The 23,199-nt window shown below is 76.4% G+C and carries 23 protein-coding genes and 1 pseudogene; 5 read left to right on the plus strand and 19 right to left on the minus strand.

Annotated features, from left to right (window positions below):
- Positions 1–96: 96 nt before the first annotated feature.
- On the plus strand, positions 97–885 hold the full coding sequence (locus tag DQ239_RS15115; protein ID WP_113835255.1) for a hypothetical protein: 789 nt from the start codon (positions 97–99) through the stop codon (positions 883–885).
- Between the two features lie 19 nt (positions 886–904).
- Here DQ239_RS15115 and DQ239_RS15120 read toward each other — a convergent pair whose 3' ends face one another.
- The 4 genes from DQ239_RS15120 to efeO all read right to left on the minus strand — a co-directional run bounded on the left by DQ239_RS15120 (position 905) and on the right by efeO (position 6,827).
- Positions 905–2,275, minus strand: coding sequence for a serine/threonine-protein kinase (locus DQ239_RS15120; protein WP_233489297.1), 1,371 nt, complete (start codon positions 2,273–2,275; stop codon positions 905–907).
- A gap of 199 nt (positions 2,276–2,474) precedes the next feature.
- Entirely contained in the window at positions 2,475–4,169 is a 1,695-nt protein-coding gene (locus DQ239_RS15125; RefSeq protein WP_113835257.1) for a protein kinase, read from the minus strand.
- Positions 4,170–4,398: 229 nt separating this feature from the next.
- The gene (gene efeB / locus DQ239_RS15130) at positions 4,399–5,688 is read right to left on the minus strand and encodes an iron uptake transporter deferrochelatase/peroxidase subunit (protein ID WP_113835258.1); all 1,290 of its coding nucleotides are present in this window, start codon (positions 5,686–5,688) and stop codon (positions 4,399–4,401) included.
- Complete coding sequence (efeO, locus tag DQ239_RS15135) at positions 5,685–6,827, minus strand: iron uptake system protein EfeO (RefSeq protein WP_113835259.1); 1,143 nt, start codon at positions 6,825–6,827, stop codon at positions 5,685–5,687. The genes efeB and efeO overlap by 4 nt, the downstream gene beginning before the upstream one ends.
- Positions 6,828–7,022: 195 nt before the next feature.
- On the opposite strand from efeO, the gene DQ239_RS15140 reads away from it, so the two are divergent.
- Positions 7,023–7,814 (plus strand): enoyl-CoA hydratase-related protein, encoded by a 792-nt coding sequence (locus tag DQ239_RS15140; protein ID WP_113835260.1) that lies wholly within the window; start codon positions 7,023–7,025, stop codon positions 7,812–7,814.
- A 3-nt stretch (positions 7,815–7,817) separates the two neighbouring features.
- Here the strand turns inward: DQ239_RS15140 and DQ239_RS15145 are convergent, their stop codons facing one another.
- Entirely contained in the window at positions 7,818–8,033 is a 216-nt protein-coding gene (locus tag DQ239_RS15145) for a hypothetical protein (protein WP_233489299.1), read from the minus strand.
- A gap of 120 nt (positions 8,034–8,153) precedes the next feature.
- On the opposite strand from DQ239_RS15145, the gene DQ239_RS15150 reads away from it, so the two are divergent.
- A complete protein-coding gene (locus DQ239_RS15150) occupies positions 8,154–8,792 on the plus strand; it encodes an MBL fold metallo-hydrolase (RefSeq protein ID WP_113835262.1) in 639 nt (212 codons plus the stop codon).
- Positions 8,793–8,819: 27 nt separating this feature from the next.
- On the opposite strand, the gene DQ239_RS15155 is transcribed toward DQ239_RS15150, so the two are convergent.
- From DQ239_RS15155 to DQ239_RS15165, 3 genes are all read right to left on the minus strand, one after another.
- Entirely contained in the window at positions 8,820–9,083 is a 264-nt protein-coding gene (locus DQ239_RS15155; protein ID WP_113835263.1) for a GlsB/YeaQ/YmgE family stress response membrane protein, read from the minus strand.
- Between the two features lie 123 nt (positions 9,084–9,206).
- A complete protein-coding gene (locus tag DQ239_RS15160) occupies positions 9,207–9,479 on the minus strand; it encodes a GlsB/YeaQ/YmgE family stress response membrane protein (RefSeq protein WP_113835264.1) in 273 nt (90 codons plus the stop codon).
- A 145-nt stretch (positions 9,480–9,624) separates the two neighbouring features.
- On the minus strand, positions 9,625–10,077 hold the full coding sequence (locus DQ239_RS15165; protein WP_113835265.1) for an SRPBCC family protein: 453 nt from the start codon (positions 10,075–10,077) through the stop codon (positions 9,625–9,627).
- A gap of 78 nt (positions 10,078–10,155) precedes the next feature.
- Here DQ239_RS15165 and DQ239_RS20415 point away from each other — a divergent pair, with 78 nt between their 5' ends.
- Positions 10,156–10,731 (plus strand): TetR/AcrR family transcriptional regulator, encoded by a 576-nt coding sequence (locus DQ239_RS20415; RefSeq protein ID WP_158544853.1) that lies wholly within the window; start codon positions 10,156–10,158, stop codon positions 10,729–10,731.
- A 6-nt stretch (positions 10,732–10,737) separates the two neighbouring features.
- Here the strand turns inward: DQ239_RS20415 and DQ239_RS15180 are convergent, their stop codons facing one another.
- Positions 10,738–12,273: a CYTH and CHAD domain-containing protein gene (locus tag DQ239_RS15180; RefSeq protein WP_113835267.1), complete on the minus strand. Its 1,536-nt coding sequence runs from the start codon at positions 12,271–12,273 to the stop codon at positions 10,738–10,740.
- A gap of 132 nt (positions 12,274–12,405) precedes the next feature.
- Between DQ239_RS15180 and DQ239_RS15185 the strand changes: the two genes are divergently transcribed.
- The gene (locus DQ239_RS15185; RefSeq protein ID WP_113835268.1) at positions 12,406–13,317 is read left to right on the plus strand and encodes a DUF2382 domain-containing protein; all 912 of its coding nucleotides are present in this window, start codon (positions 12,406–12,408) and stop codon (positions 13,315–13,317) included.
- Between the two features lie 9 nt (positions 13,318–13,326).
- Here the strand turns inward: DQ239_RS15185 and nhaA are convergent, their stop codons facing one another.
- The 10 genes and pseudogenes from nhaA to DQ239_RS15230 form a co-directional block, all read right to left on the minus strand.
- On the minus strand, positions 13,327–15,954 hold the full coding sequence (gene nhaA / locus DQ239_RS15190; protein WP_113835269.1) for a Na+/H+ antiporter NhaA: 2,628 nt from the start codon (positions 15,952–15,954) through the stop codon (positions 13,327–13,329).
- A 7-nt stretch (positions 15,955–15,961) separates the two neighbouring features.
- Positions 15,962–16,750 carry a nitrilase-related carbon-nitrogen hydrolase gene (locus DQ239_RS15195; protein ID WP_113835270.1) on the minus strand — a complete coding sequence of 263 codons (789 nt, stop codon included), beginning with the start codon at positions 16,748–16,750 and terminating at the stop codon, positions 15,962–15,964.
- Positions 16,747–17,247, minus strand: a complete 501-nt coding sequence (locus DQ239_RS21200; RefSeq protein ID WP_255411245.1) for an aminotransferase class I/II-fold pyridoxal phosphate-dependent enzyme — start codon at positions 17,245–17,247, stop codon at positions 16,747–16,749. The genes DQ239_RS15195 and DQ239_RS21200 overlap by 4 nt, the downstream gene beginning before the upstream one ends.
- Before the next feature lie 67 nt (positions 17,248–17,314).
- Positions 17,315–17,938: an aminotransferase class I/II-fold pyridoxal phosphate-dependent enzyme gene (locus DQ239_RS21205; protein ID WP_255411246.1), complete on the minus strand. Its 624-nt coding sequence runs from the start codon at positions 17,936–17,938 to the stop codon at positions 17,315–17,317.
- On the minus strand, positions 17,935–19,365 hold the full coding sequence (locus DQ239_RS15205) for an RNB domain-containing ribonuclease (protein ID WP_113835271.1): 1,431 nt from the start codon (positions 19,363–19,365) through the stop codon (positions 17,935–17,937). The genes DQ239_RS21205 and DQ239_RS15205 overlap by 4 nt, the downstream gene beginning before the upstream one ends.
- Before the next feature lie 45 nt (positions 19,366–19,410).
- Positions 19,411–19,626 (minus strand): RNA-binding S4 domain-containing protein, encoded by a 216-nt coding sequence (locus tag DQ239_RS15210; protein WP_113835272.1) that lies wholly within the window; start codon positions 19,624–19,626, stop codon positions 19,411–19,413.
- A gap of 565 nt (positions 19,627–20,191) precedes the next feature.
- Positions 20,192–20,356: pseudogene (locus tag DQ239_RS21010) on the minus strand (MOSC N-terminal beta barrel domain-containing protein); the annotation flags it as partial.
- A 1-nt stretch (position 20,357) separates the two neighbouring features.
- Positions 20,358–21,275, minus strand: a complete 918-nt coding sequence (locus DQ239_RS15220; protein WP_113835273.1) for an aldose epimerase — start codon at positions 21,273–21,275, stop codon at positions 20,358–20,360.
- Between the two features lie 65 nt (positions 21,276–21,340).
- Positions 21,341–22,408 carry a hypothetical protein gene (locus DQ239_RS15225; RefSeq protein WP_113835274.1) on the minus strand — a complete coding sequence of 356 codons (1,068 nt, stop codon included), beginning with the start codon at positions 22,406–22,408 and terminating at the stop codon, positions 21,341–21,343.
- Positions 22,405–23,055, minus strand: a complete 651-nt coding sequence (locus tag DQ239_RS15230; RefSeq protein WP_233489301.1) for an RNA polymerase sigma factor — start codon at positions 23,053–23,055, stop codon at positions 22,405–22,407. The genes DQ239_RS15225 and DQ239_RS15230 overlap by 4 nt, the downstream gene beginning before the upstream one ends.
- Positions 23,056–23,199: the final 144 nt, after the last annotated feature.

Below are 23,199 nucleotides of genomic sequence, written 5' to 3' on the forward strand. Positions count from 1 at the left end.
CCGCCGGTGTGCCCGGCCCGCCCGGGACGACCGCCCGGATACCGTGCGGGGAGCGACCGGCCGCCCGGCCGGCCGTCCGCCGCGGAGGGAGGGCCCGTGAGTTCACCGACCGATCCCCGGGAGCCGGCCGAGCGCCGGCAGTCGGCCAAGCCCGCGCCCGCGGTCGAGGCTGCGCCGGCGGCCGAGGCCGCGCCGGCGGCGGAGCCCGCGCAGCCGGCGGGGCCGCGCACCCAGGAGATCCCGGTCGCGCCGGTGACCCCCGCCCAGCAGCTGCCGCCGCACCCCGCGGCCACCGCCCCGGCCCCCGTGCCGACCGTGCAGGCGACCGGACCGGTGGACTTCGTCCCGGGCCTGCCCGCCGGTTCCCCGCTGCCGCACGCCGGGGCGACCGCGGTCGGCGCCTCCGCGCCGCCGCCCCCACCCCCGTCGCAGGTGCCCGGTCCCGCCGCCGGGTGGCCCGACTCGCTGGTGACCGGACCGGTCCCCATGGCCGGGGACACCGAGGAGCCGCCGGGCCGGACGGCGCCCGACCGGGCGTCCCTGCTGGCCCTGGGACTGGTGCTGCTCTCCCTCGTCCTGCTGGAGGCCGGTCTCGCGCTCCGCTTCGGCGGGGAGTCCTTCTGGTCGGACATCCCGCTGTGGTCGGCCTTCGCCACCGCCTGCACCGTGCTGGGCCTGGCGGCCGCCGCCCCGCTGCTCCCCGGCGGCCGGCGGATCGACGGGGGGACCGCCTGGCGCGTCGCCGCCGGCGGGCTGGTCGGGCTCGCCGTCTTCTGGGTGCTCGTCGTGCTGCCCGTCGTCGCCACCGACCGCGGCTTCCTGCTCACTGCGGCGCTGGCGTGCCTCGGCGGGGCGCTGTGGAGCGGTCCGGCCCGGAAGGGCTGATCCCGCCGGCAGCGGCTGCTCAGCCCTTCCCGCGGCCGGGGTTCCCCTTGCCGTTCCCGTTGCTCTTCCCGTTGCCGTTCGCCTTGCCGCCGGCGTTCCCGTTCGCCGGGGCCGGTGGCGGTTCGGCGACCGTCGGCTCGGGCGAGGAGGCCGCGGCCGGCGGGGCGGGTGCCTCGACGAGCGGCGGGGCGGTCGCCGCCACGGGGGCGGGAGGCGACGACGCGGGCGCCTCCGAGCTCACCTCGCCCACCGCCGGCCCGTCGACGTCGGACGTGCCGGTGGCGTAGCTGACCCGCACCAGGGTCCCGCGCTCCAGCGCACCGGTCGGACCCAGGCCGGTGACCGTGCCGGCCGCACCGTCGGCGGCGTCGTCGGCGACCCGCTCGACCCGCAGGCCCAGCCGGCCCAGCGCGGCCTCCACCTCGGCGACCGGCCGGCCGAGGTGGTCGGCCGCGACCACCTGCACGGTGTCGGCGGCACCGGCCTCCTGCGCGGCCGGGGACGGAGCGGGATCGAGGGCCAGCTGCAGCGCACCGACGCCGAGCCCCGCGCCCAGGAGCAGCGCGGCCAGCGGCACCACGGCCCGCGCCCGGCGGCGACCCCGGCCGGCGGGCGAGACGGGAGGCCGGACGGGGGGCAGCGGGGCGGTGTCCGGCGCGGGCGGGGCGAGCGGGCGGCCGGCCAGCACGTCGTCGATCGCGTCCCGGAACGCCCCGCCGTCCGGCAGCCGCTTCGCCGGGTCCCGGGCAGTGGCGCGCCGGATCAGCACCTGCACCTGCTCGGGGACGTCGTCCGGCAGCGGATCGGGGTTGTCCCGCAGGTGGCTCAGCGCGATCTGCACGGAGCTCTCGCCGTCGAAGGCCCGCCGCCCGGCCAGGCACTCGTAGCCGACCAGCCCGAGGGCATAGACGTCGCTGGCCGCGCCGGCCCGGTTCCCCTCCGCCTGCTCGGGCGAGAGGTAGTGCGCGGTGCCGACGACCTGGCCGGTCTGGGTGAGCGGCAGGCTGGAGGCGGAGACGGCGATGCCGAAGTCGGTCAGCTTGACCGAGCCGTCCGCAGCGACGAGGACGTTGCCGGGCTTCACGTCGCGGTGCACTAGCCCGGCGGCGTGCGCCGCCGCCAGTGCGTCGGCGGCCTGCCGCAGGATCGCGAGGGTGCGGGGCGCCGGCAGCCGCCGCTCGCGCGCGAGCAGGTCGGCCAGCGACTCGCCGTCGACCAGCTCCATGACGAGGAAGGCCAGCCGCTCCCCGGTCTGCGCGTCGTCGAGCTCGCCGTAGTCGTACAGGGCGGCGATGTGCCGGTGGGTGACCAGCGCGGCGTGCTGGGCCTCGGCCCGGAAGCGGGCGAGGAAGGTCGGGTCGCCGGTGAACTCGCTGCGGAGCACCTTCACCGCGACCCGCCGCGACAGCACCGTGTCGCGGGCGCGCCAGACCCTGGCCCTGCCCGCCCGTGGCGAGCAGGGTGTCCAGCTCGTACCGGCCGCCGAGCAGCCGCCGTCCGGGCTCCGCCACCCGCCTCACCTCGCGTTCCGTGCTCGTCCTACCCGCCCGCGGCCGTCGGCGCGACCGCCCTCCTCCCTCCGGGGGACGTCAGGAACGGGTCGAGGTGGTCGTGGACGTCGTGGGGGACGCCGGGCTCGTCGGCGCCGGTGTCGTGGTGGGCGTCGTCGGTGCCGGGTCCGGCTCGGGTTCCGGCTCCGGGTCGGTGGTGCCGGGGTCGGTCCCCGGGTCCGTACCGGGACCGGACGTCCCGGTCCCCGGGTCCGGGGTGCCGGGGTCGGCCGGCCCCTGGTCCACGGGGGTCGCGGGCTCGTCGACCGGCTCGCTCGGCGTGGTGCTGGGCCGGCCCGCCTGGAGGGTGGGCTCGGAGGTGGTGGGCTCCTCGGCAGCGCCGTCGTCTGCGGGGGTGTCGGACCCGGGGGCGGCGTCGGTGACGAGCGCCTCCCGCGGGGTGGTCCGGCTGCTCGCGCTCCCGCCCTCCCGCGGCACCGGGACGGCGTAGCGGACGACGACGACGTCCCCGGCCCGCAGCTGCCGGCCGGTCGGGGAGACGCCGGTGACCTGGTCGGCCGGGACGTCGGCGGACGGCTCCTCGTCGAGCTGCACGACCAGGCCCAGCCCGGTCAGCTCCTCGGCGACCTCGTCCACCGGGCGACCGACGTAGTCGCCGGCCCGCAGCAGCGTGCTGCCGCTGTCGCGCTGCTCGGCGGCCACCGCGGCCGACGCGGGCGGGCTGTCGGAGACGGTCTGGAGCACCGCGGCCGCGATGCCGGCGCCGGCGAGGAGCGCGACGAGCGGCAGCAGCGCCAGCGCCACCCGGCGCCCGCGGCGCGGGGCGGGCGGGGTGAGCACGGTGGTCCCGGTCGTGGGTGCCGTGCCCTCCTCGGGCGCGGGCGGGAGGGCGGCGACCTCCTGGGTCGCGGGCGCGGGCGGCTCGGGCAGCGAGCGTCCGGCCAGGACGTCGTCGACCGCGGCGCCGAAGGCCGCGCCGTCGGGGATGCGCACCGCGGGGTCCTTGACCAGCGCGCGGGTGATGAGCGTGCGGACGCCGGGCGGCAGCGCGCCGGGGAGCGGCTCGGGCTCCTGCTGCACCTGCTTGAGGGCGATGGTGACCGCGTTGTCCCCCTCGAACGCGGGGTGGCCGGTCAGGCACTCGTAGCCGATGAGGCCGAGCGCGTAGACGTCGCTGGCCGGGGTGGCCAGCCGTCCCTCGGCCTGCTCGGGGGAGAGGTACTGCGGGGTGCCGATCACCTGGCCGGTGCGGGTGAGCGCGACGCTGCGGGCCGACCAGGCGATGCCGAAGTCGGTGATCTTCACGCTGCCGTCGTCCCGCACCAGGATGTTGCCCGGCTTCACGTCGCGGTGGACCAGGCCCATGCGGTGGGCCTCGGCGAGCGCGAACGCGGTCTGCTGCAGCAGCCGGAGCGTCGTGTCGGCGTCCAGCGCGCCCTCGCGGGCCAGCAGGGCGGAGAGCGGCTCGCCCTCGACGAGCTCCATCACCAGGTAGGCCAGCGTCTCGCCGGTGCCGTCCTGGGCGATCTCCTCGCCGTAGTCGAAGACGGCGGCGACGTTGGGGTGGCTCAGCGAGGCCGCGTGTTGTGCCTCGGCGCGGAACCGGGCGAGGAAGCTCGGGTCGCCGGTGTACTCGCTGCGCAGTACCTTCACGGCGACCGACCGGTGCAGGGCGATGTCCGTGCCGCGCCACACCTGGCCCATGCCACCGGCAGCGATCATCTGGTGGAGCTCGTACCGGTCGCCCAGGCACCGTCGTCCTGGTTCGACCACGGGGGTCACTCCTCGTCCACGTCCGTCCGGCTGGTGCACGGGGTCCACCGCGAGCGAGCCCCGTACCCACGGTGTCCAGACCCGGTCGGGTCTACACATGCGCAGGCCGATCCATGGTCGCCCGCGGACCGCCGCACACCCCGCGGCGGCGGGCGTGATGCCCACGACCACCCCCGTCCGGTCGGCGCGGCGGCTGCGGTGCGTGCACGGCCGCGCACGAGAACCGGGATCAGCCGGTGAACAGCGCCCGGCCCCACCAGTCGCCGTCGCCCCGGACGCCCGGCGGGCAGGCGAAGACCGCCGAGGACGTGTGCCGGACGTACTCGTTCAGGGCGTCCCGCCGCAGGTTCCGCTGCACCTGCACGAACCCGGTCGCGGGGTCGCGCTGGTAGGCGATGAAGAACAGGCCCGCGTCCAGCCGGCCCAGCCCGTCCGAGCCGTCCACGAAGCTGTAGCCGCGCCGGAGGATCGCCGTCCCGGAGTTGCTCGGGTGGGCGAGGAAGACGTGCGACGTCTCGGGGATCGCGAACTCGCCGTCGACCTGCTTCGTGACGTCGACCGGGTCGAACTCGGCCCGCTGACCGAGCGGCGCTCCGGTGCCCTTGGTGCGGCCGATCGTCCGGTGCTGCTCGTCGAGGGTCGCGGTGTCCCACGGCTCGATCAGCATCCGGATCCGGCGGGCGACCAGGTACGAGCCACCGGCCAGCCAGTCGCCGCCGCTGTCGCCGTCGGCCACCCAGACGAACCGGTCGAGCGCCTGCTCGTTCTCCGCCTTGAGGTTGTTCGTGCCGTCCTTGAAGCCGAAGAGGTTGCGCGGGGTGGCCTGCCCGGTGCTGGTGGACGAGGTCCGCCCGAAGCCGAGCTGCGACCAGCGGACGCTCACCACGCCGGCACCGAGGCGCACCAGGTTGCGGACGGCGTGCACCGCCACCTGGGGGTCGTTCGCGCAGGCCTGGATGCAGAGGTCACCTCCGCTGATCGCGGGGTCGAGCTGGTCGCCGGCGAAGGCGGGCAGCTCCACCAGCGGGGCGGGCCGCCGGGCGGCCAGGCCGAAGCGGTCCCCGCCGTCGACCGTTTCGAACAAGGTCGGCCCGAAGCCGATGGTCAGGGTCAGCCCCGACGCCGGCAGCCCGAGGGCCTCGCCCGTGTCGTCCGGCGGGGCGTACCGCTCGCCGTCCACCGCACCGACCGGGCCGGCGTCGCGCCCGGCCGTCATGCGCCGCGCGGCGTCGGTCCACGTCCGGAGCAGCTCGACCAGCTCGTCCCGGTCGTCGGTGATGACGTCGAGGGCGACGAAGTGCAGCCGGTCCTGCGCGGGGGTCACGATGCCGGCCTGGTGGGCGCCGGTGAAGGGGACGGCGTCGTCAGGGCCGGCGGACGACGCCGCCGTCTCCACGGCCGTCGCCCGCCCGATCAGCCCGCCGGTGGCGCCGGCCGCCAGCACGCCGGCGGTCCCGGCCCCCATCCAGCCGAACAGCCGCCGGCGGGAGACCCCCGTCGGCTCCTCCTGCCCGCTCATCGGTCGGCGACGACCGCCGCGACCTCGCTGACCGACGCGGTCAGGGCGGTGACGCTGTCGGACAGGCCCCTGAGCTGCTCCTGGGTGAGCTGGTCGTGCAGCACCCAGCCGTCGCCGGCGCGGTACTGCCGCAGCTCGGTCTCGGTCGCGGCGAACCGCTCGTCGATCTCGGCGACCAGCTCGGGGTCGGCCTCCTCGAGGTAGGGGCGCAGCGCCTGGACGGCGGCCTGCGAGCCCTCGAGGTTGGCGGCGAAGTCCCACAGGTCGGTGTGCGAGTAACGGTCCTCCTCGCCGGTGATCTTGCCGGTGGCCACCTCGTCGAGCAGCGCCTTCGCACCGTTGGCCAGCTGCAGCGGCTCCAGCGTCGTCCCGTCCGCGAGCTCGACGATTCGCTGGACGTCGGTGAGCAGCTTGTCGGCGTAGGGCCCCATGCCGGACACGTCCCCGGTCTCCCAGAGCGCCTTCTCGATGCGGTGGAAGCCGGTGAAGTCCTGGCCCTCCTCCTGGTCGCCCTCGCGGCCGTCGATGAGGGGGTCGAGGTCGCCGAAGATCTCCGCGACCGGCTCGATGCGCTCCCAGTAGGTGCGGGCGACCGGGTACAGCGCCTTCGCCCTCTCGACGTCGCCGGCGGTCACCGCCCCGGTGAAGGCCGTCGTCTGCTCGAGCAGGGCGGCGGTCTGGCTCCGGACGTAACGCTGGTAGTCCGTGCCGGCCTGCGCGAGCGACTCGTCCTCCGACAGCCGCTCGGAGTCGCCGGTCACGGTCAGCGGGTTCCGGATGCCGTCGCCGGTCATCCCGGGCTTGCAGGCGGTCTCGTACTCACCGGCCGGCAGCTCCACCAGCAGCGGGCGGCTCTGCTCCGGGGCGATGTTCTCCGCCTCGGCCATCACGCGGTCGCCCTCGGCGTAGACGTAGAACTCGGTGGTCGTGCTGCCGCCGTTGGTCACCTCGAACTCGTACGTGCCCGCCTCGAGCTCCGCGGTCCCGACGTCGCAGGCGTCGTCGGACGCGGCGACCGGGATGGTCTCGGCGGCCGGGCTGCTCCCGCCCGCGGCGTCGTCCGACTCGCCGCAGGCGGCGGTGAGGACGACGAGGGCCAGGGCCGGGGCGAGGGCCGCCCGGCGGTTCCGCAGGGACATGCGGCGCTTCTCCGAGTCTGTGAGGGGTCGGTACGGAGCCCCGTCGACCGGACGAAGGGCAGGCTCACCTTAGTCACGGCCGATCGGTCGGGCACCACCCTCCGGCCCGCAGCGTGACCGAGGCCACTGCCGTGGCAGGGTGGGCCGCACGGGACGCCCGGGGCCCGGACCACTGCGCGCGAGAGGCGGACGACGATGGCCGAGACCGTGACCCGGGAGGACTCCGCCGGCGTCGCCACGCTGACCATGCTGCGGCCGGGGCTGTCGTCGGCCTCCCGCCGGGAGCTCCTCGCGCACGCCCGGGACGTCGCCGGCGACGAGTCGGTGCGCGCCGTGCTGCTCACCGGCTCCGGCCGCGCGTTCTGCGTCGGCCAGGACCTGCACGAGTCCCGGGCGCGCCGCGCGGCGGAGGAGCCACCGGCGGACCCCGACCAGCCCCTGCCGGTGCTCGTCGAGGAGTACAACCCGATGATCCTCGCGCTGTCCCGGCTGCCGGTGCCGCTCGTCGTGGGCGTCAACGGCGCGTGCGCGGGCGCGGGCCTGGGGGTGGCGCTCACCGGCGACCTGCGGGTGGCCGCGGCCGGCGCGAAGTTCACCACCGCGTTCGCGGGGGTCGGGCTGTCCAGCGACTCGGCGGTGGCCTCCCGGCTGGTGCACTGCGTGGGCGGGGCGCGTGCCACCGAGCTGCTGCTGCTGCCCGAGCCCTTCCTCGCCGAGACGGCGGCGCACTGGGGCCTGGTGCACCGCGTGGTGCCGGCCGAGCAGGTGCGGGCGGAGGCGTTCGCGCTGGCCGCACGGCTGGCGGCGGGCCCGACGGTGGCCTACCGGGCGATCAAGACGGTCCTGGCGACGGCGGCGACGGACTCGCTGGAGGAGACGCTGGCGCTGGAGGCCCGACTGCAGGTGCTCGCCGGGCGGACCGACGACCATCGCGAGGCGGTCGCGGCGTTCCTGGAGAAGCGGCCGGCGGAGTTCACCGGCCGCTGAGCGTCAGCCCGCGAGGGCGGCGCAGGCGGGGCAGACGTCGGTACCGTTGCGCGGCCACGAGTCCTCGGGCGAGACGCGGGCCAGCGAGCCGCAGACCGTGAGCTCGCAGGCGCCGTCGATCTCGGCGGCCGGCCGGTGCAGCTCGACGGCGTGCCAGAGCGCGGCGGTCGCGCCGTGGGCGCGGCCGAGCGCGGGAGCGTGCGCGGTGGTCTGCAGCATCATGGGGATCCCGTCGGCAGCCCGGGCGTCCGGGGTGACGGCCGGGGCGCCGGTCCTCCCCCCGAGGGGTGAGACGGCCATCGGGCGCGGGCGGCGGGCGGCCGGGTGCAGGATGCGGGCATGGAGCTGACCAAGCACGGCCACGCCTGCGTCGTCCTCAGCGACGGGGACCGCCGCCTCGTGATCGACCCCGGCGCCTTCACCGACCCCGCGGCGCTGCAGGGCGCGGGCGCGGTGCTGATCACCCACGAGCACCCGGACCACGTCGAGCCCCAGCGGCTGCGCGCGGCGCTGGATGCCGATCCGGCGCTGGAGGTGTGGACCAACAAGTCCGTGGCGGCCGCGCTCGAGGGCCTGGGCGGGCGGGTCCACGTGGTGGGCGACGGTGACGCGGTGACGGCCGCCGGCTTCGACGTCCGCGTGCACGGTGAGCTGCACGCCGAGATCCACCCGGAGATCCCGCGGATCCCGAACATCGGCTTCCTGGTGGACGGTCAGGTCTTCCACCCGGGCGACGCGCTCACGGTGCCGGACGAGCCGGTGGCGACGCTGCTGGTGCCGATGCACGCGCCCTGGTCGCGCACCGCCGACCTCATCGACTACGTGCGGGCGGTGCACGCCGACCAGGCGTTCGCCGTGCACGACGGGCTGCTCAACGACGCCGGGCTCGGCATCGTCGCCGGCCTGCTCGGGGAGCGGGGCCCGGGGACACCGACGCCGTTCAGCCGACTGGCCCCGGGGGACACGACCGAGCTCTGAGGCCCGACGCGTCCCCCGGGGACCGGATCAGCGGACGGGGCGGCGCGAGCGCCCGGCGATGCCCTCGGCGACGCCGATCAGCAGCACGGCGGCGACGACGGCGAGCACGAAGCCGAGGGCGTTCAGCTCCCAGATGTCACCGGTGCCGAACGCCTGGGCGATCAGGCCACCGATCAGCGAACCGACGAGGCCCAGGGCGAGGGTCGCCAGGATCCCGAGGTTCTGCCGGCCCGGGACGATGAGCCGGGCGAGCGCGCCGATGATGAGTCCGGCGACGAGAAAGCCGATCACTGTGGTTCTCCTTCTGTTCTGTGCGGGGACCCCGGACAGGCACGGATCCCGGCTGCTCGGACGAGGGCCGGGGGATGGCAGGACCCCGGGGACGCGGTCGGACCGCGTCCCCGGGGCGCGACATCAGCGGACGGCGCGGTTGTTGCGACCGGTGATGGTCGAGGCGGCGACGACGAGCACGGCGGCCACGATGATCGAGATGATCCAGCGGACCCAGTCGATGCCGTCGGTCGCCTCCACGCCCAGCAGTTCGGCCAGGTACCAGCCGATCAGCACACCGGCGATGCCGCACAGGACGGTCAGCCAGAGCGGCGTGTTGTCCCGTGCGCCCGGGGCGACGAACTTGCCCAGCAGACCGATGATGAGGCCCGCGACGAGCACTCCGATGATCTCCATAGCGAACTCCCTCGGATCGAACGGTCCGGCGAGCGGGGGTGCCGACGAGGTGCCGGGTGCGCCGCCGGAGCACGGAGGAGCAGATACCCCCGCTGACGATCATCGAAGCGCCGTTCGCCCGATCGTGACCTCGAGCCGCGGGCGCTCAGCCCCCGCGGACCAGGTCGACGTGCGCCGGCACCTTGTCCAGCTCGGACTCCACCGTCCGGGCCACCATCGGACGCGCGGCTCGGCCCTGCACCAGCCGCGCCAGCCGGCGCTTCGCCCGGGTCTCGTGGGTGATCGTCAGCGTCACCCGGGTCCCGCCGGACGGGGTGTCGGCCAGCTCGATGCGCGTCGTCCAGGTCTCCGGCGTGAGCTCCAGGGACGTGACGACGACGCGGCCCGGCGTCCACTCCACGATCCGGCCGCGCGGTGCCCCCGCGGGCGGCTCGCCCTCGAGCCGGCCGGGCACCGCCACGAACGTGGTCCGCCGCCCGGAGCCGGTGACGACGTAGGAGACGTCGCAGACCGGGCAGTAGGGGGCGAGCACCGCGAGCGCGCGCCACACGTCGTCCCGGGGCTCGGGCAGCTCGCGGGTGCCGGTGGCCGAGCTCACGGCCCGACGGTACCGCCGACCTGCGGATCCCCAAAGCGACGACTGGCCGAACCGGGGACACGGCCGCACGATCACGGCGTGACCGAGACGTCTGACTGGCGGACCCGCCGGTGGGAGGCGACCCACCGGCGCATCCTCACGACCGCGCTCGACCTCTTCCAGGACTTCGGCTACGAGCAGGTGAGCGTCAACCAGATCGCCAAGCGGTCAGGGGTCTCGGTACCGACGTTCTACGCGCACTACCCGAGCAAGGAACACCTGCTCATGGGGCTGCCGACCCAGGAGGCGGTCGACGCGCTCCTGGCCACCCAGCCGGCGGACCTGCCGCTCGACGAGCGCGTCCGCCGGGCGCTGCTCTCCTTCCTCGGCGGCGTCCCGCCCGAGCAGCTCGAGGAGGTCCTCGCCCGCTGGCGGGTCGTCGCCGCGACCCCGGCCCTCCGCATCCGCGCCGCGGAGTTCGAGCGCGCGACCGCCGGCATGTTCCTGGCGAGCGCGACGTCGTCCTCCGGCGAGGCACCGGGCCCCGGGGACGTCGTCCGGATCGGCGCCGTGCTGGTGGCCTACACGGCCGGCGTCCTGCTCTGGGCCGAGGGCGACGGCGAGCCGGACGTCGTCAAGGCGGTCGACGAGGCCTTCCGCGCCCTCTCCGACTGAGGGCCCTCAGCCGCGGAGCTGCCGGTCCAGCGCCGGCCAGCGCTCGACGAACCGCTGCTCGGCGTCCCGCGCCCCCGCCTCGGCGCGGCCGAGCAGCAGGCCGTAGGTGAAGCCCGGCTCCCCCGCCGCGTGCGCGCTGACGGCGAGCTGCCGGCACTGCTCGCCGGTGACCACCAGGTCCTGGAGGCCGCCCAGCAGCCGCTGCGTCCGCTTCGCCGCCCGGGCGACCTCGAGCGCGGGCTCGCCGGCGACCGGCGCGACGGCCGCGGCGACGTGCCGCGCGCGCCGGGCCGCCCGCCGCACGCCGTGCAGCGCCTCGGTGCGCTGCGGGCCCGCCAGCGCCTCGGCGGCCGCGGCGGCCCGGCGCACCCGGCGCGCCTCCCGGTGCAGGATGCGCTCCAGCACCGGCCCCGCCGGCTCGGTCGCCCGCGCCGTCAGGGGCGGGTCGGCGAGCAGGGCGTGCAGGGCGTCGAGCAGCTCGAGGTGCTGCCGCTCGGCCACGAGGGCCACGGCGCGGGTGCGGCCACGCTCGGCGGCCGCCATCTCGCCCGACTGCAGCCGGGCTCCCACCGGCCCGAGCACCAGCTCGACGGGCAGCTCGGCCACCGCGGCGCGCAGCGTGGCGTACGCCACCTCGCCGTCGCGGGCCTCCGAGAGCCGGCCGGCCAACCTCCTGAGCTCCCCGCGCAGGGGCTCGGTCGCGTCCCGGTCGAGGACCGGGCGGAGGGCGGCCAGGGTCGCGCGCAGCGACCGGCAGGCGATCCGCATCCGGCGCAGGCCGTCGTCGGCCCCGGTGCGCAGGCCGACGTCGGCCAGCTGGAGCGCGGTGACCTGGTCCCGGAGGACCGCCTGCGCCACCTCGCCGGCCGCGGGCCCCCGGTCGCGGCGCTTCCGACCGCTCTTCTTCCTCGGCCGCTCCTCCCGGGCCTCGTCCGCCAGCCCGAGGGCCCGGGCGAGCTTGGAGGCGCGCGCCGTGTGCTCGGCGCCCGCGGCCACCAGCTGCTCGCCGACGCGCGCGAGCAGGTCGCGGTCCCCCTGCACGAGCTCGACCTCGATCTCGCGCCAGCTGCGCACCTCGACCGTGCCGTCCGGTCCGGCCAGGCGGGTGGCGCTCACCGCGTCGTCGGCGACCTCGGCGAGCGGACGTCCGTCGGCGTCGCGCAGCACGACGACGACCCGGCGGGTGTGCAGCTGCGCCACCGCCGCCGGCACCGCTCCGCGGAGGACTCCGGCGAGGGGAGCGGCCACGGCCCTGGGTGGCCGGCGGGTCGCGCGCCCCAGCGGCGAGCGCAGCTCGCGGCGGGCGTCGCCGGCGGCCGGCAGCTTGACGTGCCACCCGTCGTCGGGGCCGCCGGTGCGCCGCCGCAGCGTGATCCGGGCCCCCGCGAGCCGCAGGTCGGCGGTGTCGAAGTACTGCGCCTCGAGCGCGTGCTCGACGGGGGCGTCGACGGAGGCCACGCCCTCCACCCGGTCGAGCTCCGGCACCACGAAGGACAGCGGCACGTCGAACTTCGTCTCGATCTCGAGGTGGTCGGCGGGCACGGGGGAACCGTACGGCCGCAGCCGGCGGGGCGGCCCCGTCCCGAACCGCGATGTTCACGACGGTCCGGGGGTGGGCACGCCCAGGGACCGTCGGGGCCCAGCACGGGCGCCGCGAAGGGTGGAGGTCGGCTCATGATCAGCGAACGAGACGTGTCGACGGCGATCGGCAGCACCGCGTACGGCAGCGACGGTGAGTCAATCGGCACCGTCGAGACCTTCTACACCGACGACCTCACGGGGGCTACGACGTGGGTCTCGGTGTCCAGCGGGTTGCTCGGCCGGAAGCAGTCGATCGCGCCCGCGCAGGACGCTACCTTCGCCGACGGCCGCCTGCAGCTGTCGGTACCGGCCGGTTCGGTGTCCTCCGCACCGCGCATCGCGGGCGACCACCTCTCCCCCGAGGACGAGGAGGCGCTGCGCCGGCACTACGCCCAGGCGCGCACCGGGGACGGCGACCTGGACCGGCGCGACGTGGACGTCGACCGGCAGACCGACGGGGACGCAGCGCTCGAGGGCGCCCGGGGCGGTGACACCCGCGCGGTCGAGGTCCCCCGCCCTGCCGCCGCGGCCGTCCCCGACGCCCCTGCCGGCGCCGTCGCCGGCCACGACGTCGCCGACCGCGGCGACGGCAGCATGGTGCGCAGCGAGGAGCGGCTGCGGGTGGGCACCGAGCAGGTGGCCGCCCGGCGGATGCGGGTCGTCAAGTACGTGGTCACCGAGGAGGTGCAGATCTCCGTCCCGATCCGCCGGGAGGAGATCCGCATCGAGGAGGTGCCGCTGGACGGCGACGGCGGCGTCGTCACCGAGGGCGAGGCGCTGCAGGCGGGCGCCGGGACGGGAACGCCGGCGGCCGGCTCGCTCGCGGACGGGCTGCCCGACGAGATCGTCCTGCACACCGAACGCCCCGTCGTCTCCGTCGAGGTCGTCCCCGTCGAGCGGGTGCGGCTGCGCACCGAGCTGGTGGAGGGGCAGACCTCGGTCTCGGAGACGCTGCAGCGCGAGCAGGTCACCGTCGACGAGCACCCCGTCCCCCGCGGGAGCTGAGCGGGCTGGTCAGCCGACGGGCGCGGAACCGAGCCGCAGGAGGTCGTCGCCGGTCGGGTCGAACAGCACCCGCCCGTCGGCGGCCAGGACCACCGGCGTGCCCGCCGGCGCCTCCAGCTCCTCGAGCATCGAGCGGGCCGCCGGGTCCTCGGCCGGGTCCAGCCAGGTGTGCCCGACGCCGTGGTCGGCCAGCAGCCGGCGCAGCCGCCCGCTGGCCGGCCACCGGCGGTCCCCGAGCACGCGGATGCCGGTGGCCCGGCCGATCAGCATCGCCCGCCGGATGAGCAGCGCGCGCATGACGGTGTTGGACAGCTCGCGGTCGGCGGCGAGCGCGGCGCGCAGCCGGTCCACCGACAGCGTGAGCACCTCGCCGGGCGCGGCGACCACGACCGACCGGACGGCGCGCTGACCGGCGAGCATGTTGAGCCCGCCGAGGAAGCGCTTGGGCCCCACGACGGAGATCACCCGCGGCTCGTCGTCCGGCCCGTCGGCGTCCTCGACGACCGCGACGGTGCCGGCCAGCACGACCACGAAGTCCCAGTCCGCGTTGCCGCCCTGCACCAGGACGTCGCCGGACGCCGTCGGGCGACGCCGACCGAACCGCTGCAGCACGGCCAGCTCCCGGTCGCTCAGCCGGGGCGAGGAGCCGTCGCGGTCCGGGGTCTCCGGCGCGTCGGCGAGCCCGCTCAGCTCGGCGACGGGGTCCAGCCGCGCCTGCGGGGAGACCGGCACCACGGTCGGGCTCGAGGGGGGTTCCGGCAGCCGCGCGGCGGGGGCACCCCGGGGGTCGGTGCGCAGGAGGGCCGCGGCCAGCGCGTCGGTCGTCGTCGGGCCGTCGTGCCGGACGCCGTTGACGAAGAAGGTGGGCGTGCCCTGCACGCCGCTCGCCTCGGCGCCGGCGACGTCGTCCCGCACGCGGCCGGCGTAGGTCTCCTGGCCGAGCTCGCGGGCGAACCGCTCGAGGTCCAGGCCCAGCGCGGCCGCGTGGTTGAGCAGGTCCGGCGCGTCGAGCTGGTCCTGGTGGGCGAACAGCCGGTCGTGCATGGCCCAGAAGGCGCCCTGGGCGCCGGCGGCCTCGGTCGCCTCGGCGGCCAGCTCGGCGTGCGGGTGCACGTCGACGAGGGGGAGGTGCCGGAAGACGTAGCGCAGCTCGTCGCCGAACCGCCCGCGCAGCTCGGCCACCACACCGGTGGCGCGGCCGCAGAAGGGGCACTCGACGTCCCCGAACTCCACCAGCGTGAGCGGTGCGTCCACCGGCCCGCGCACGTGGTCGACGGCGGGGTCCACCGGCGGGTCCAGGTGCACCGGCCGCGGGGCCGCCGCGGAGGGTGTGTTGCGGCGGGCGAGCAGCCGGAAGGCGAGCGCGCCCAGCAGCGTGGAGACGACGGCGGCCGCCAGGATGCCGACCGTCGCCTCCTCCCGGAGCGCCTCGTCGTCGAAGGCGAGGTCGGTGACGAACAGCGACACGGTGAAGCCCAGGCCGGTCAGCGCGGCGCCGGCCCACACGCTGGGGAGGGTGACGCCCGGCGGCAGCACCCCCAGGCGGAGCCGCACGGCCAGCGTCGCGGCCAGCCCGACGCCGAGCAGCTTTCCGACGACGAGGCCGACGAAGACGCCCAGCGTGATCGGCGAGCCGAGGGCGCGGTCCAGCAGCTCCCCGTCGATCCGGACCCCCGCGTTGGCCAGCGCGAACACCGGGACGACGAGGTAGGTGGTCCACGGGACGAGGACGGCGCCGATGCGCTCGTTGGGGGAGACGGCACGCTCCACCGACAGCTTGGCCTGCCGGGCGATGTCGACGTCCGGGGACTGGCGGAACGCCTGGGTGAGGGAGCCGGCGCGCTCGACGGCGTCCCGCTGCGGCGGATAGGCGCTGACCAGCAGGCCCAGCACCACGCCGCCGATCGTGGCGTGCACGCCGGACTGGTACATCGCCACCCACAGGACGACGCCGACGGCGAAGTACGCGGGGCCGCGCCAGACCTGGAGCTTGGACAGCCCGATGAAGACCAGCACGCAGAGGCCGGCCACGGCCAGGGCGCCGAGGTCGATGTCGTCGGTGTAGACGAGCGCGATGACGCTCAGCGCGCCGATGTCGTCGACCACCGACAGCGAGAGCAGGAAGACCCGCAGCTGGATCGGGAAGTGCCGGCCGAAGACCGCCAGCGCGCCGAGCACGAACGCGGTGTCCGTGGCGATCGGGATCCCCCAGGCGTGCGCCGCGGGGGTCCCGGCGTTGAAGGCGTAGTAGACGAGCGCCGGCAGGGCCAGCCCGCCGACGGCGGCGAGGGCCGGCACGGTCAGCCGGCTGCGCTGGGCCAGCTCCCCCATCGACAGCTCGCGGCGCACCTCCATGCCGATGAGGAAGAAGAAGAACACCATCAGGCCGTCGTTGACCCAGTGCTGCAGGTCCTGGCCGATGGTCCGGTCGCCCAGCCGGACGGCGAACTCGGTGTGCCACAGCCGGTCGTAGGCCTCGCCCCACGGACTGTTGGCCCACAGCAGGGCGAGGACCGTCGCGGCGACCAGCAGGACGGTCCCCGCCAGACCCGACCGGATCAGCCGCCGGACGGGCTCGGGCAGCTGGCCGCTGAGATGACGGGACCGGGGGCGGCTGGCCTCCGTGACGCTGCTCACGAGCGCGTCAGCGCACCGGGCGCGCCGATGTGTTCCCCGGGCGACGATCGGCCAAGAACCGCAGCCGGTCCCGGGTGGCCGCGACCTCCGCCGCCTCGACGTCGGCGATCACCAGCGTCTCGGAACCGGCGGCCGAGGCCAGCACCTCCCCCATCGGGTCGACGATCCGGCTGTCGCCGGTGTGCGCGGTGCCGTCGCCCGCCGTCCCGACCCGGTTGCACCCGACGACGTAGGCCTGGTTCTCGATCGCCCGGGCGCGCAGCAGCGTCGTCCAGTGCTCGCGGCGGGCCGCCGGCCAGTTCGCCGTCACCAGGTAGACGTCGGTGTCCGCCGCGGCCGCCCAGAACACGTCGGCGAAGCGCAGGTCGTAGCAGACGAACGGGGTGATGCGCAGGCCGCCGACGGTCACCGTCACCGATTCCTCGCCGGCGCGGAAGCGCGCGTCCTCGCCGCCGTGGGTGAACGGGTGCAGCTTGCGGTAGCGGTGCACCGCGCCGTCGGGGCCGGCCAGGACGAAGGAGTTGTAGGGCAAGGTGCCGTCGGCGGCGATCTCGGGGCAGCTGCCGCCGACCCAGACGCCGTGCTCGGCGGCGCACGCGGCGAGGAAGCGGGCCGACGGTCCGCCCTCCGGCTCCCCGATCCCCGGCGTCATGGAGAAGCCGGTCGAGAAGGTCTCGCTCAGCAGCACGAGCTCGGCGCCGGCCCCGGCGGCCCGGGCCACCTGGGGCGCGAGCCGGGCGAAGTTGGCCTCCCGGTCCTCCCAGACGATGTCGTGCTGCACCGCCGCGATCCTCATGGCGTCTCCTCTCCGGGGTTCAAGAGCCGCGCGACCGCCTCGGCGAGCACGGCGTCGCTCTTGCAGAACGCGAACCGGACCAGGTGGCGGCCCAGGGCGGCGTGCTCGGGCGTGTAGAACACCCCCGCCGGCACGGCGACCACCCCGGCCCGCGCCGGCAGCTCCCGGCAGAAGGCGAGCCCGTCGCCGTCGGGCTGCACGCCGCGGACGTCGACGGTGGCGAAGTAGGTGGCCTCGGGGCTGATCACCGGGAGGCCGGCGTCGCGGAGCCCCCGGACCAGCAGGTCGCGGCGGAACTCCAGGTCGCGGGCGATGCCGGCGAAGAAGGCGTCCGGCAGCCGCAGGCCCGCGGCCACCGCCGGCTGGAAGGGCCCGGCGTTGACGTAGGTGAGGAACTGCTTGGCGGTGCGGACGGCGGTGACCAGCGGCGCCGGGCCGCAGATCCAGCCGACCTTCCAGCCGGTCACGTTGAACGTCTTGCCCGCGCTGCCGACCACGAGGGTGCGCCGGCCCCGTCCAGAGGCTCGCCCCGAGCGTGCGAGGGGTGAGGAGGACGGGGTCCTTCTACTCGTCGGTGACCACCAGCAGGTCGTGCGCCACCGCGACCTCGGCGAGGAAGGCCAGCTCCTCGGCGGTGAGCACCGTGCCGGTCGGGTTGTGCGGGGTGTTGAGCAGCAGCAGCCGGGTCCGCGGCGTCACCGCCGCCCGCACGTCGGCGGGGTCGAAGGTCCAGCGCCCGGCGCCGTCGGCCGGAGGGTGCAGCGGCACCGGGCGCACCACTCCGCCGGCCATCGCGACGGACGCGGAGTAGCTGTCGTAGATGGGCTCCAGCAGCACGACGTCGTCGCCGGGCTCGAGCAGCGCCAGCATCGCCGCGGCCAGCGCCTCGGTGGCACCCGCGGTGACCAGCACCTCGGTGTCGGGGTCGTACGCCAGGCCGGAGAACCGCTGCTGGTGCTCGGCGACCGCGGCCCGCAGCTCCGGGATGCCCGGGCCGGGCGGGTACTGGTCGGCGGCGGTCCCGATCGCGGCGCGGGCGACGTCGAGCACCTCCGGCGGGCCCGGGTAGTCGGGGAACCCCTGACCCAGGTTGATCGACCCCGTGGCGACGGCGAGGGCGCTCATCTCGGCGAACACCGTCGTGCCGAAGCCCTGCAGCCGGGTCGCCAGCTCCGGGGACCGGGTCACGCGACCACCTCAAACCGCACCCGCCGGGCGGCGACGTCGGCCTCGGTGAGCCGCACCTCCACCCGGGCCCCGGGCTCCAGGCCGCCGCCCGCGCAGCGCGCCCGCACGGCCGGCTCGTCCAGCACCACCGTGCCGGCGTCCTCCCCCGCCTCGACGACGACCCCGCGGAAGGTGCGGCCCACCGACCCGCGCAGCAGCCACGCCTCGGTGGCGTCGACGACCGCCCGCTCGACCTCGCGGGTGCGCCGGTCCGACGCCGTCATCAGGCCCGGCAGCTCCGGCAGGACGGCGCGCAGCGCGGGGTCCGGTTCGGCGCCGGCGGCCAGCGCCAGGCAGACCTCGGTGCCGAAGCGGTCGACCAGCCGCCGCAGCGGCGCGGTGACGTGCGCGTAGGGCGCGCCGACCCCGGCGTGGGCCGGCTGCTCCGGGCGAGCGCCGTCGAACGGCGTGTACCCGGCGCCGCGCAGCAGGGTCACGGCTTCCTCCAGGAAGGCGGCGTGCATCGGCTCGGCCGGGTCGAGCCCGGCGATCACCTGCCCGGCGCCCGCGTCGGCCGGCCAGTCGACGCCCAGGGCGGGCGCCAGGCGACGCAACCGCTCGACGTCCTCCGGGCGGGCCGGAGGCAGCGTGCGGAGGATGCCGACGGCGCCCTCCAGCATGAGGGCCGCGGCGCAACGACCGGTCAGCAGCGAGATCTGCGCGTTCCACCCCTCCACGGGCAGGTCGCCGCGCAGCACCAGCCTCCAGCCGCCGTCCGGCGTCGCCTCGACCTCCTGGTCGGGGGTGCCCAGCTCGATCGCGCCGCGCTCGGCGGCCCGGTCCTCCAGCAGACCGCCGATCCGGGGCAGCAGCGCGAGCGCCTCCGGGAGGGAGCCGGCGTCGGCCTGCGCCTGCACCGACCGGTAGTCCAGCTGCGCCCGGCTCCGCACCCGCGCCCGGTGCAGGTCTACGTGCACCGGCTCGCCGTCGGCGTCCAGGTCGATGGTCCACAACGCCGCCGCGCGCAGCTCGCCGGGCAGCAGGCTGGCGGCGCCCTCGCTGAGCTCCGGCGGGTGCAGCGGCGTGCGGCGGTCGGGGCTGTACAGCGTCTGCCCGCGCCGCCGGGCCTCCGCGTCGAGCGCCCCGCCGAGCGCGACCACCGCGCCGACGTCGGCGATCGCGTAGCTCACCCGGTACCCCTGGCCGCGCCGCTCGAGGTGGACGGCCTGGTCGAGGTCCTTGCTGCCGAGCGGGTCGAGGGTGACCAGCGGGACGTCGGTCGCGTCCAGCTCCGGCAGGCGGGGGTGGGCAGCCCGGTCGGCCGCCTCGGCGAGGACGTCGGCCGGGAACTCCTCCGGGACGTCGAACTCGGCGCGGATCGCGGCGAAGTCCGGCCCCTCGGGCGCCGCGGCCGGCCACCGGGGGACGCGGAGCGGGGGGCGGGCCATGCGCTCAGCCTCGCAGAGCGGGCGGTTCCACGTGGAACGAACCGATCAGCGGACGCGGACGTCCCCGAACCCGTCGACGGAGACGACGTCCCCCGAGCGCAGCTGGCGGCCGCGCCGGTCCTCGGGCTCGCCGTTGACCCGGATATCGGTGGTGGCCAGGACGTCCTTCACCTGGGCGCCGGTCGGGACGGCGTCGACGAGCTTGAGCAGCTGGCCGAGCCGGATGGTGTCCTCCCCCGGCCGCAGGTCGACGGTGCGCATGCCGCTCAGTCTGCCGCCGGCTCCAGCAGGTCGCCGACCCGGACCGTCCCGGGCTCGACCACGGCGGCGCGGACGGCGAGGAACCCGTCCCGCTCGCGGTGGATGGTCTTGAGCACCGAGGTGTCGCGCCCGATGCCGCCGGACTGGGGGCGGGTGTCATGACGCAGCGGGCGATGGGGGCGCCGACGCGGACCCCGGCCGCCCCGAGGACGGCGTCGCGGCCCCGGAGCGCGTCCTCCCCCGCGCCGTCGAGCAGCACGTTGGCCCGGAAGCGCCGGCGGTCCCAGCGGCCCAGCGTGCCCGTGGACACCAGCGACACGCGGATGCGGGGGCTGTCGTGGAACGGGCCGGTCGCGCCCTGCCACTGCTGCCACTCGACCGGCCCGTCGGGCTGCTCGTCGCCCGGGTCCTCGTAGGTGGGCGCGGCGCCCTCGTTGGCCGTGGCGGCCCGCAGCTCCACCCGCCGACCGAGCCAGTCGGAGAGGACGCCGTCGTCGGCCGTGACGGACCCGTCCGGCAGCACGACCTCGACCCCTCCGTCGTCGCGGACCCGCGCCGCGGCGAACAGCAGCTCGGGCTCGCGACGGGCAGTCAGCCCGAGTCCGGTGTCCCGGTCGAACAGCGCCCAGCCCCGGTCGTGGGGGATGCCGAGCGGCCCGAGCCAGGCCTCGGTCAGCCGCTCCCCCTGCAGCGACTTCACCGGGTAGCGCCACAGCTCGAGCACGCGCACGTCAGCTCCCGGGGGTCCAGGCGAGGGTCCAGCTGCCGGCCCACGTCTCCCCGGGCTCCAGGACGACGAGGTCCACGCCGTCGGCCAGGGCGTTGGGCGGGCAGGTCATCGGCTCGACGGCCAGGCTGCGCCGCCGCTGGCCGGCCGGCAGGGTCTCGCCGCTGTAGACCTGGAGCCAGGGCCACGCCGCGTCGACGGCGAGCTCGAGCTCTCCGGCCGCGCCGCGCAGCCACACCCGGGCCCATCCGTCGTCGTCGCGCACCAGGTCGGTGAGCGGGACGTCCAGCGCGCGGTCCCCGATCCGGCCGACGGCGCCGTCGAAGGGGCGCGTTCCGCCGCTGGGCAGGCCGCCGTCGACGAGCAGCTCGGTGCGGGCGGGCACGTGCAGCTCGGCGTCCCCGATCCCGCCGTCGGTGTCGGCGCCGACGGACAGGTACGGGTGGAACCCCGCGCCCAGGGGCGCACGGCGGTCGCCGTCGTTGCGCACCCGGAGCGTGGTGGTCAGCCGGTCGGCGGTCAGCGCGAGGTCGACCGCGGCGGCGAGCCGGAACGGGTAGCCGGGCCGGGGCAGGACCGTCGTCCCCACCGTGGCGGTGTCAGCGGTCGCGGCGAGCACCGACCAGGGCTGCCAGCCGACGAGGCCGTGGGCCGCGTTCGGCGAGGCGGGCGAGGCGACCTCCAGCTGCAGCTGCTCGCCCTCCCACGTCCACCGGCCGTCGCGGAGCCGGTTGGGCCACGGCAGAAGGACCGCGCCGCGACGCCCGGGGAAGGTGCCGCCCGCCGGGTAGCCGTCGAGCACCTCCCAGCCCGCGACGGTCAGCCGCCGCAGCGCCCCGCCGCGCAGGTCGACGGCGAGCGAGGCCTCGCCCGCGGTCAGCTGCGCCTCGCGGGGCTCGGCCGGCGGCCAGATGTCGGGCATGGCGCTCAGCTCACCACATCCGGGCCGCCGGCCGGGCGGGTGCCCCGCCGGCGACGTCGGTGGGGTCAGGGGGTGTAGGTGACGCCCTCGGCGATGGCCAGGACGTCGTCCTGGGTGAACTCCTCGGGCGTCTGCACCGTGCACAGCGTGCCGTCGGGCAGCTCCCACGCGACCATCCAGAACCGCATCTCGGCGTCCACGTAGTCGTGCGCGTGCACCACCTGGGCCGGCCGGTCGCCGACCGTGGTGGAGACCACCGGGTCGATCGCGGTGACCGAGGCGATCCGGCCCTCCACCGAGCCGTTGTCCATCTCGTGGTCTCCGGCCGGCGCCTCCGGCATGCACTGGACGGCGAGGGTGCGCGTGGGGTCGTCGTCGCTGGCGACGCCGACGTACCCGCTGCTCTCGTGCCAGTCGACGACCGACCAGCCGGCCGGTGCGAGCCCGACCTGGAGGTTGATCGGCTGCGGGCGGTCGACCAGCGACTCCCCCACCGCGACCAGCGCGGCCACGTCGCCGTGGGCGCCGTCGCCGGCCAGGCTCACCCACTGGCCCGGCGCGCGCTGCCAGGTGAGCGAGGCGGACGGGAGGTCGTCGAAGCAGACGTTGGCGACGGTGCAGAGCTCCGGTGTGACGGCGGTGGTCCAGCGCGCCTCGGCGCCGGCGACGGCCACCGTCCCGCTGGCCGTCAGGTCCGGCTCGTCCGCCGGGGCAGGCTCGGCCGGCGACAGGTAGATGGAGAAGCCGGTGCCGTCCGCGTGGGTGTAGCCCGCGACCGCCTCCGGATCGCCGGCCGACCCGGAGAAGCTGGGGGTCATCCCGGCGGGCACGGGGTCCAGGGAGAGCGGAAAGGTGACCTCGTCGACGGCCACGAGCGTCATGCCGCCCGGCTCCTCCGGTGCGGCACCGGCGTCGGGACCGGTGACCGCCACGGCGCCGGCCCAGGCGGCGGCCGCCGTCGCCACCGCGACACCCGTCCGCAGGGCGGCGGTCCGGCCGAGACGGAGACCGCGCCGAGGCTCAACGGGGCCCTCGATGCCGGCCAGCAGGACGGCGCGCGCCGCCGAGCGTGCGGCGGGGGAGAGTGGCGCGGCCTCCGGGCCGACGTCGCGGAGCAGCTGCAGGTCGTTCATCGGTCGTCCTCCTCGGAGGTGGGGTCGAACGGGGAGACGTCGCCGAGCGCGGCGCGGGTCTGCCGGCGTGCGCGGTGGAGGCGGGACCGGACGGTGCCCACGGGGACGTCGAGGACGGCGGCGATCTCGCCGTAGCCGAGCTGCCCCCAGGCCAGGAGCAGCAGCGCGTCGCGGTCCCCGGGCTTCAGCCGGGCCAGGGCCGCGGCCAGCGGTCCGCGCAACGCCTGGGCGGCGAGCCGGTCACCGGAGTCGGCCGGATCGTCGCCGTGCTCCTCCGGGCGTCCCGCCGCCCTGGCCAGGGCCCGGTAGCGGCGTCGCTCGCTGCGCTGGTGGCCGTGCACGACGTGGGTCGCGATGCCCAGGAGCCAGGGCCGCACCTCCAGGTGCTCGGGCCGGTAGGCGCCCCGCCGGCGGAACGCCACCAGGAAGGTCTCGCTGAGCAGGTCGTCGGCGAGCTCGCCCACCCGCCGGCCGAGGTAGCGGTGCACCGACGTGGCGTGCCGGTCGAACAGTGCGGCGAACTGGGCCGGGTCGTCGATCGAGCGGGCCACCAGCTCGCTGTCGGACGGCGCGCTGTCCGGGAGGGCGCGCAGCCGTGGGGGGTCGCCGGGTGGGTCGGCGGACCGGTGCACCGCCGTGGAGGTCACGGCTGGTGATGATGCGGCCGCAAGAGGTGAGGTGGTCACACCCCTTCATGTCCGGAGCGGCGGAACCGGTTCACGACCGAGCAAAACAGAACCGGGTTCGACATTTGTGGTCCACATCGCACCGCCGGCCCGCTCGGCTGTGAG

Source organism: Blastococcus sp. TF02-09 (assembly GCF_003319105.1).
In the GTDB taxonomy this organism is placed as follows: domain Bacteria; phylum Actinomycetota; class Actinomycetes; order Mycobacteriales; family Geodermatophilaceae; genus Blastococcus.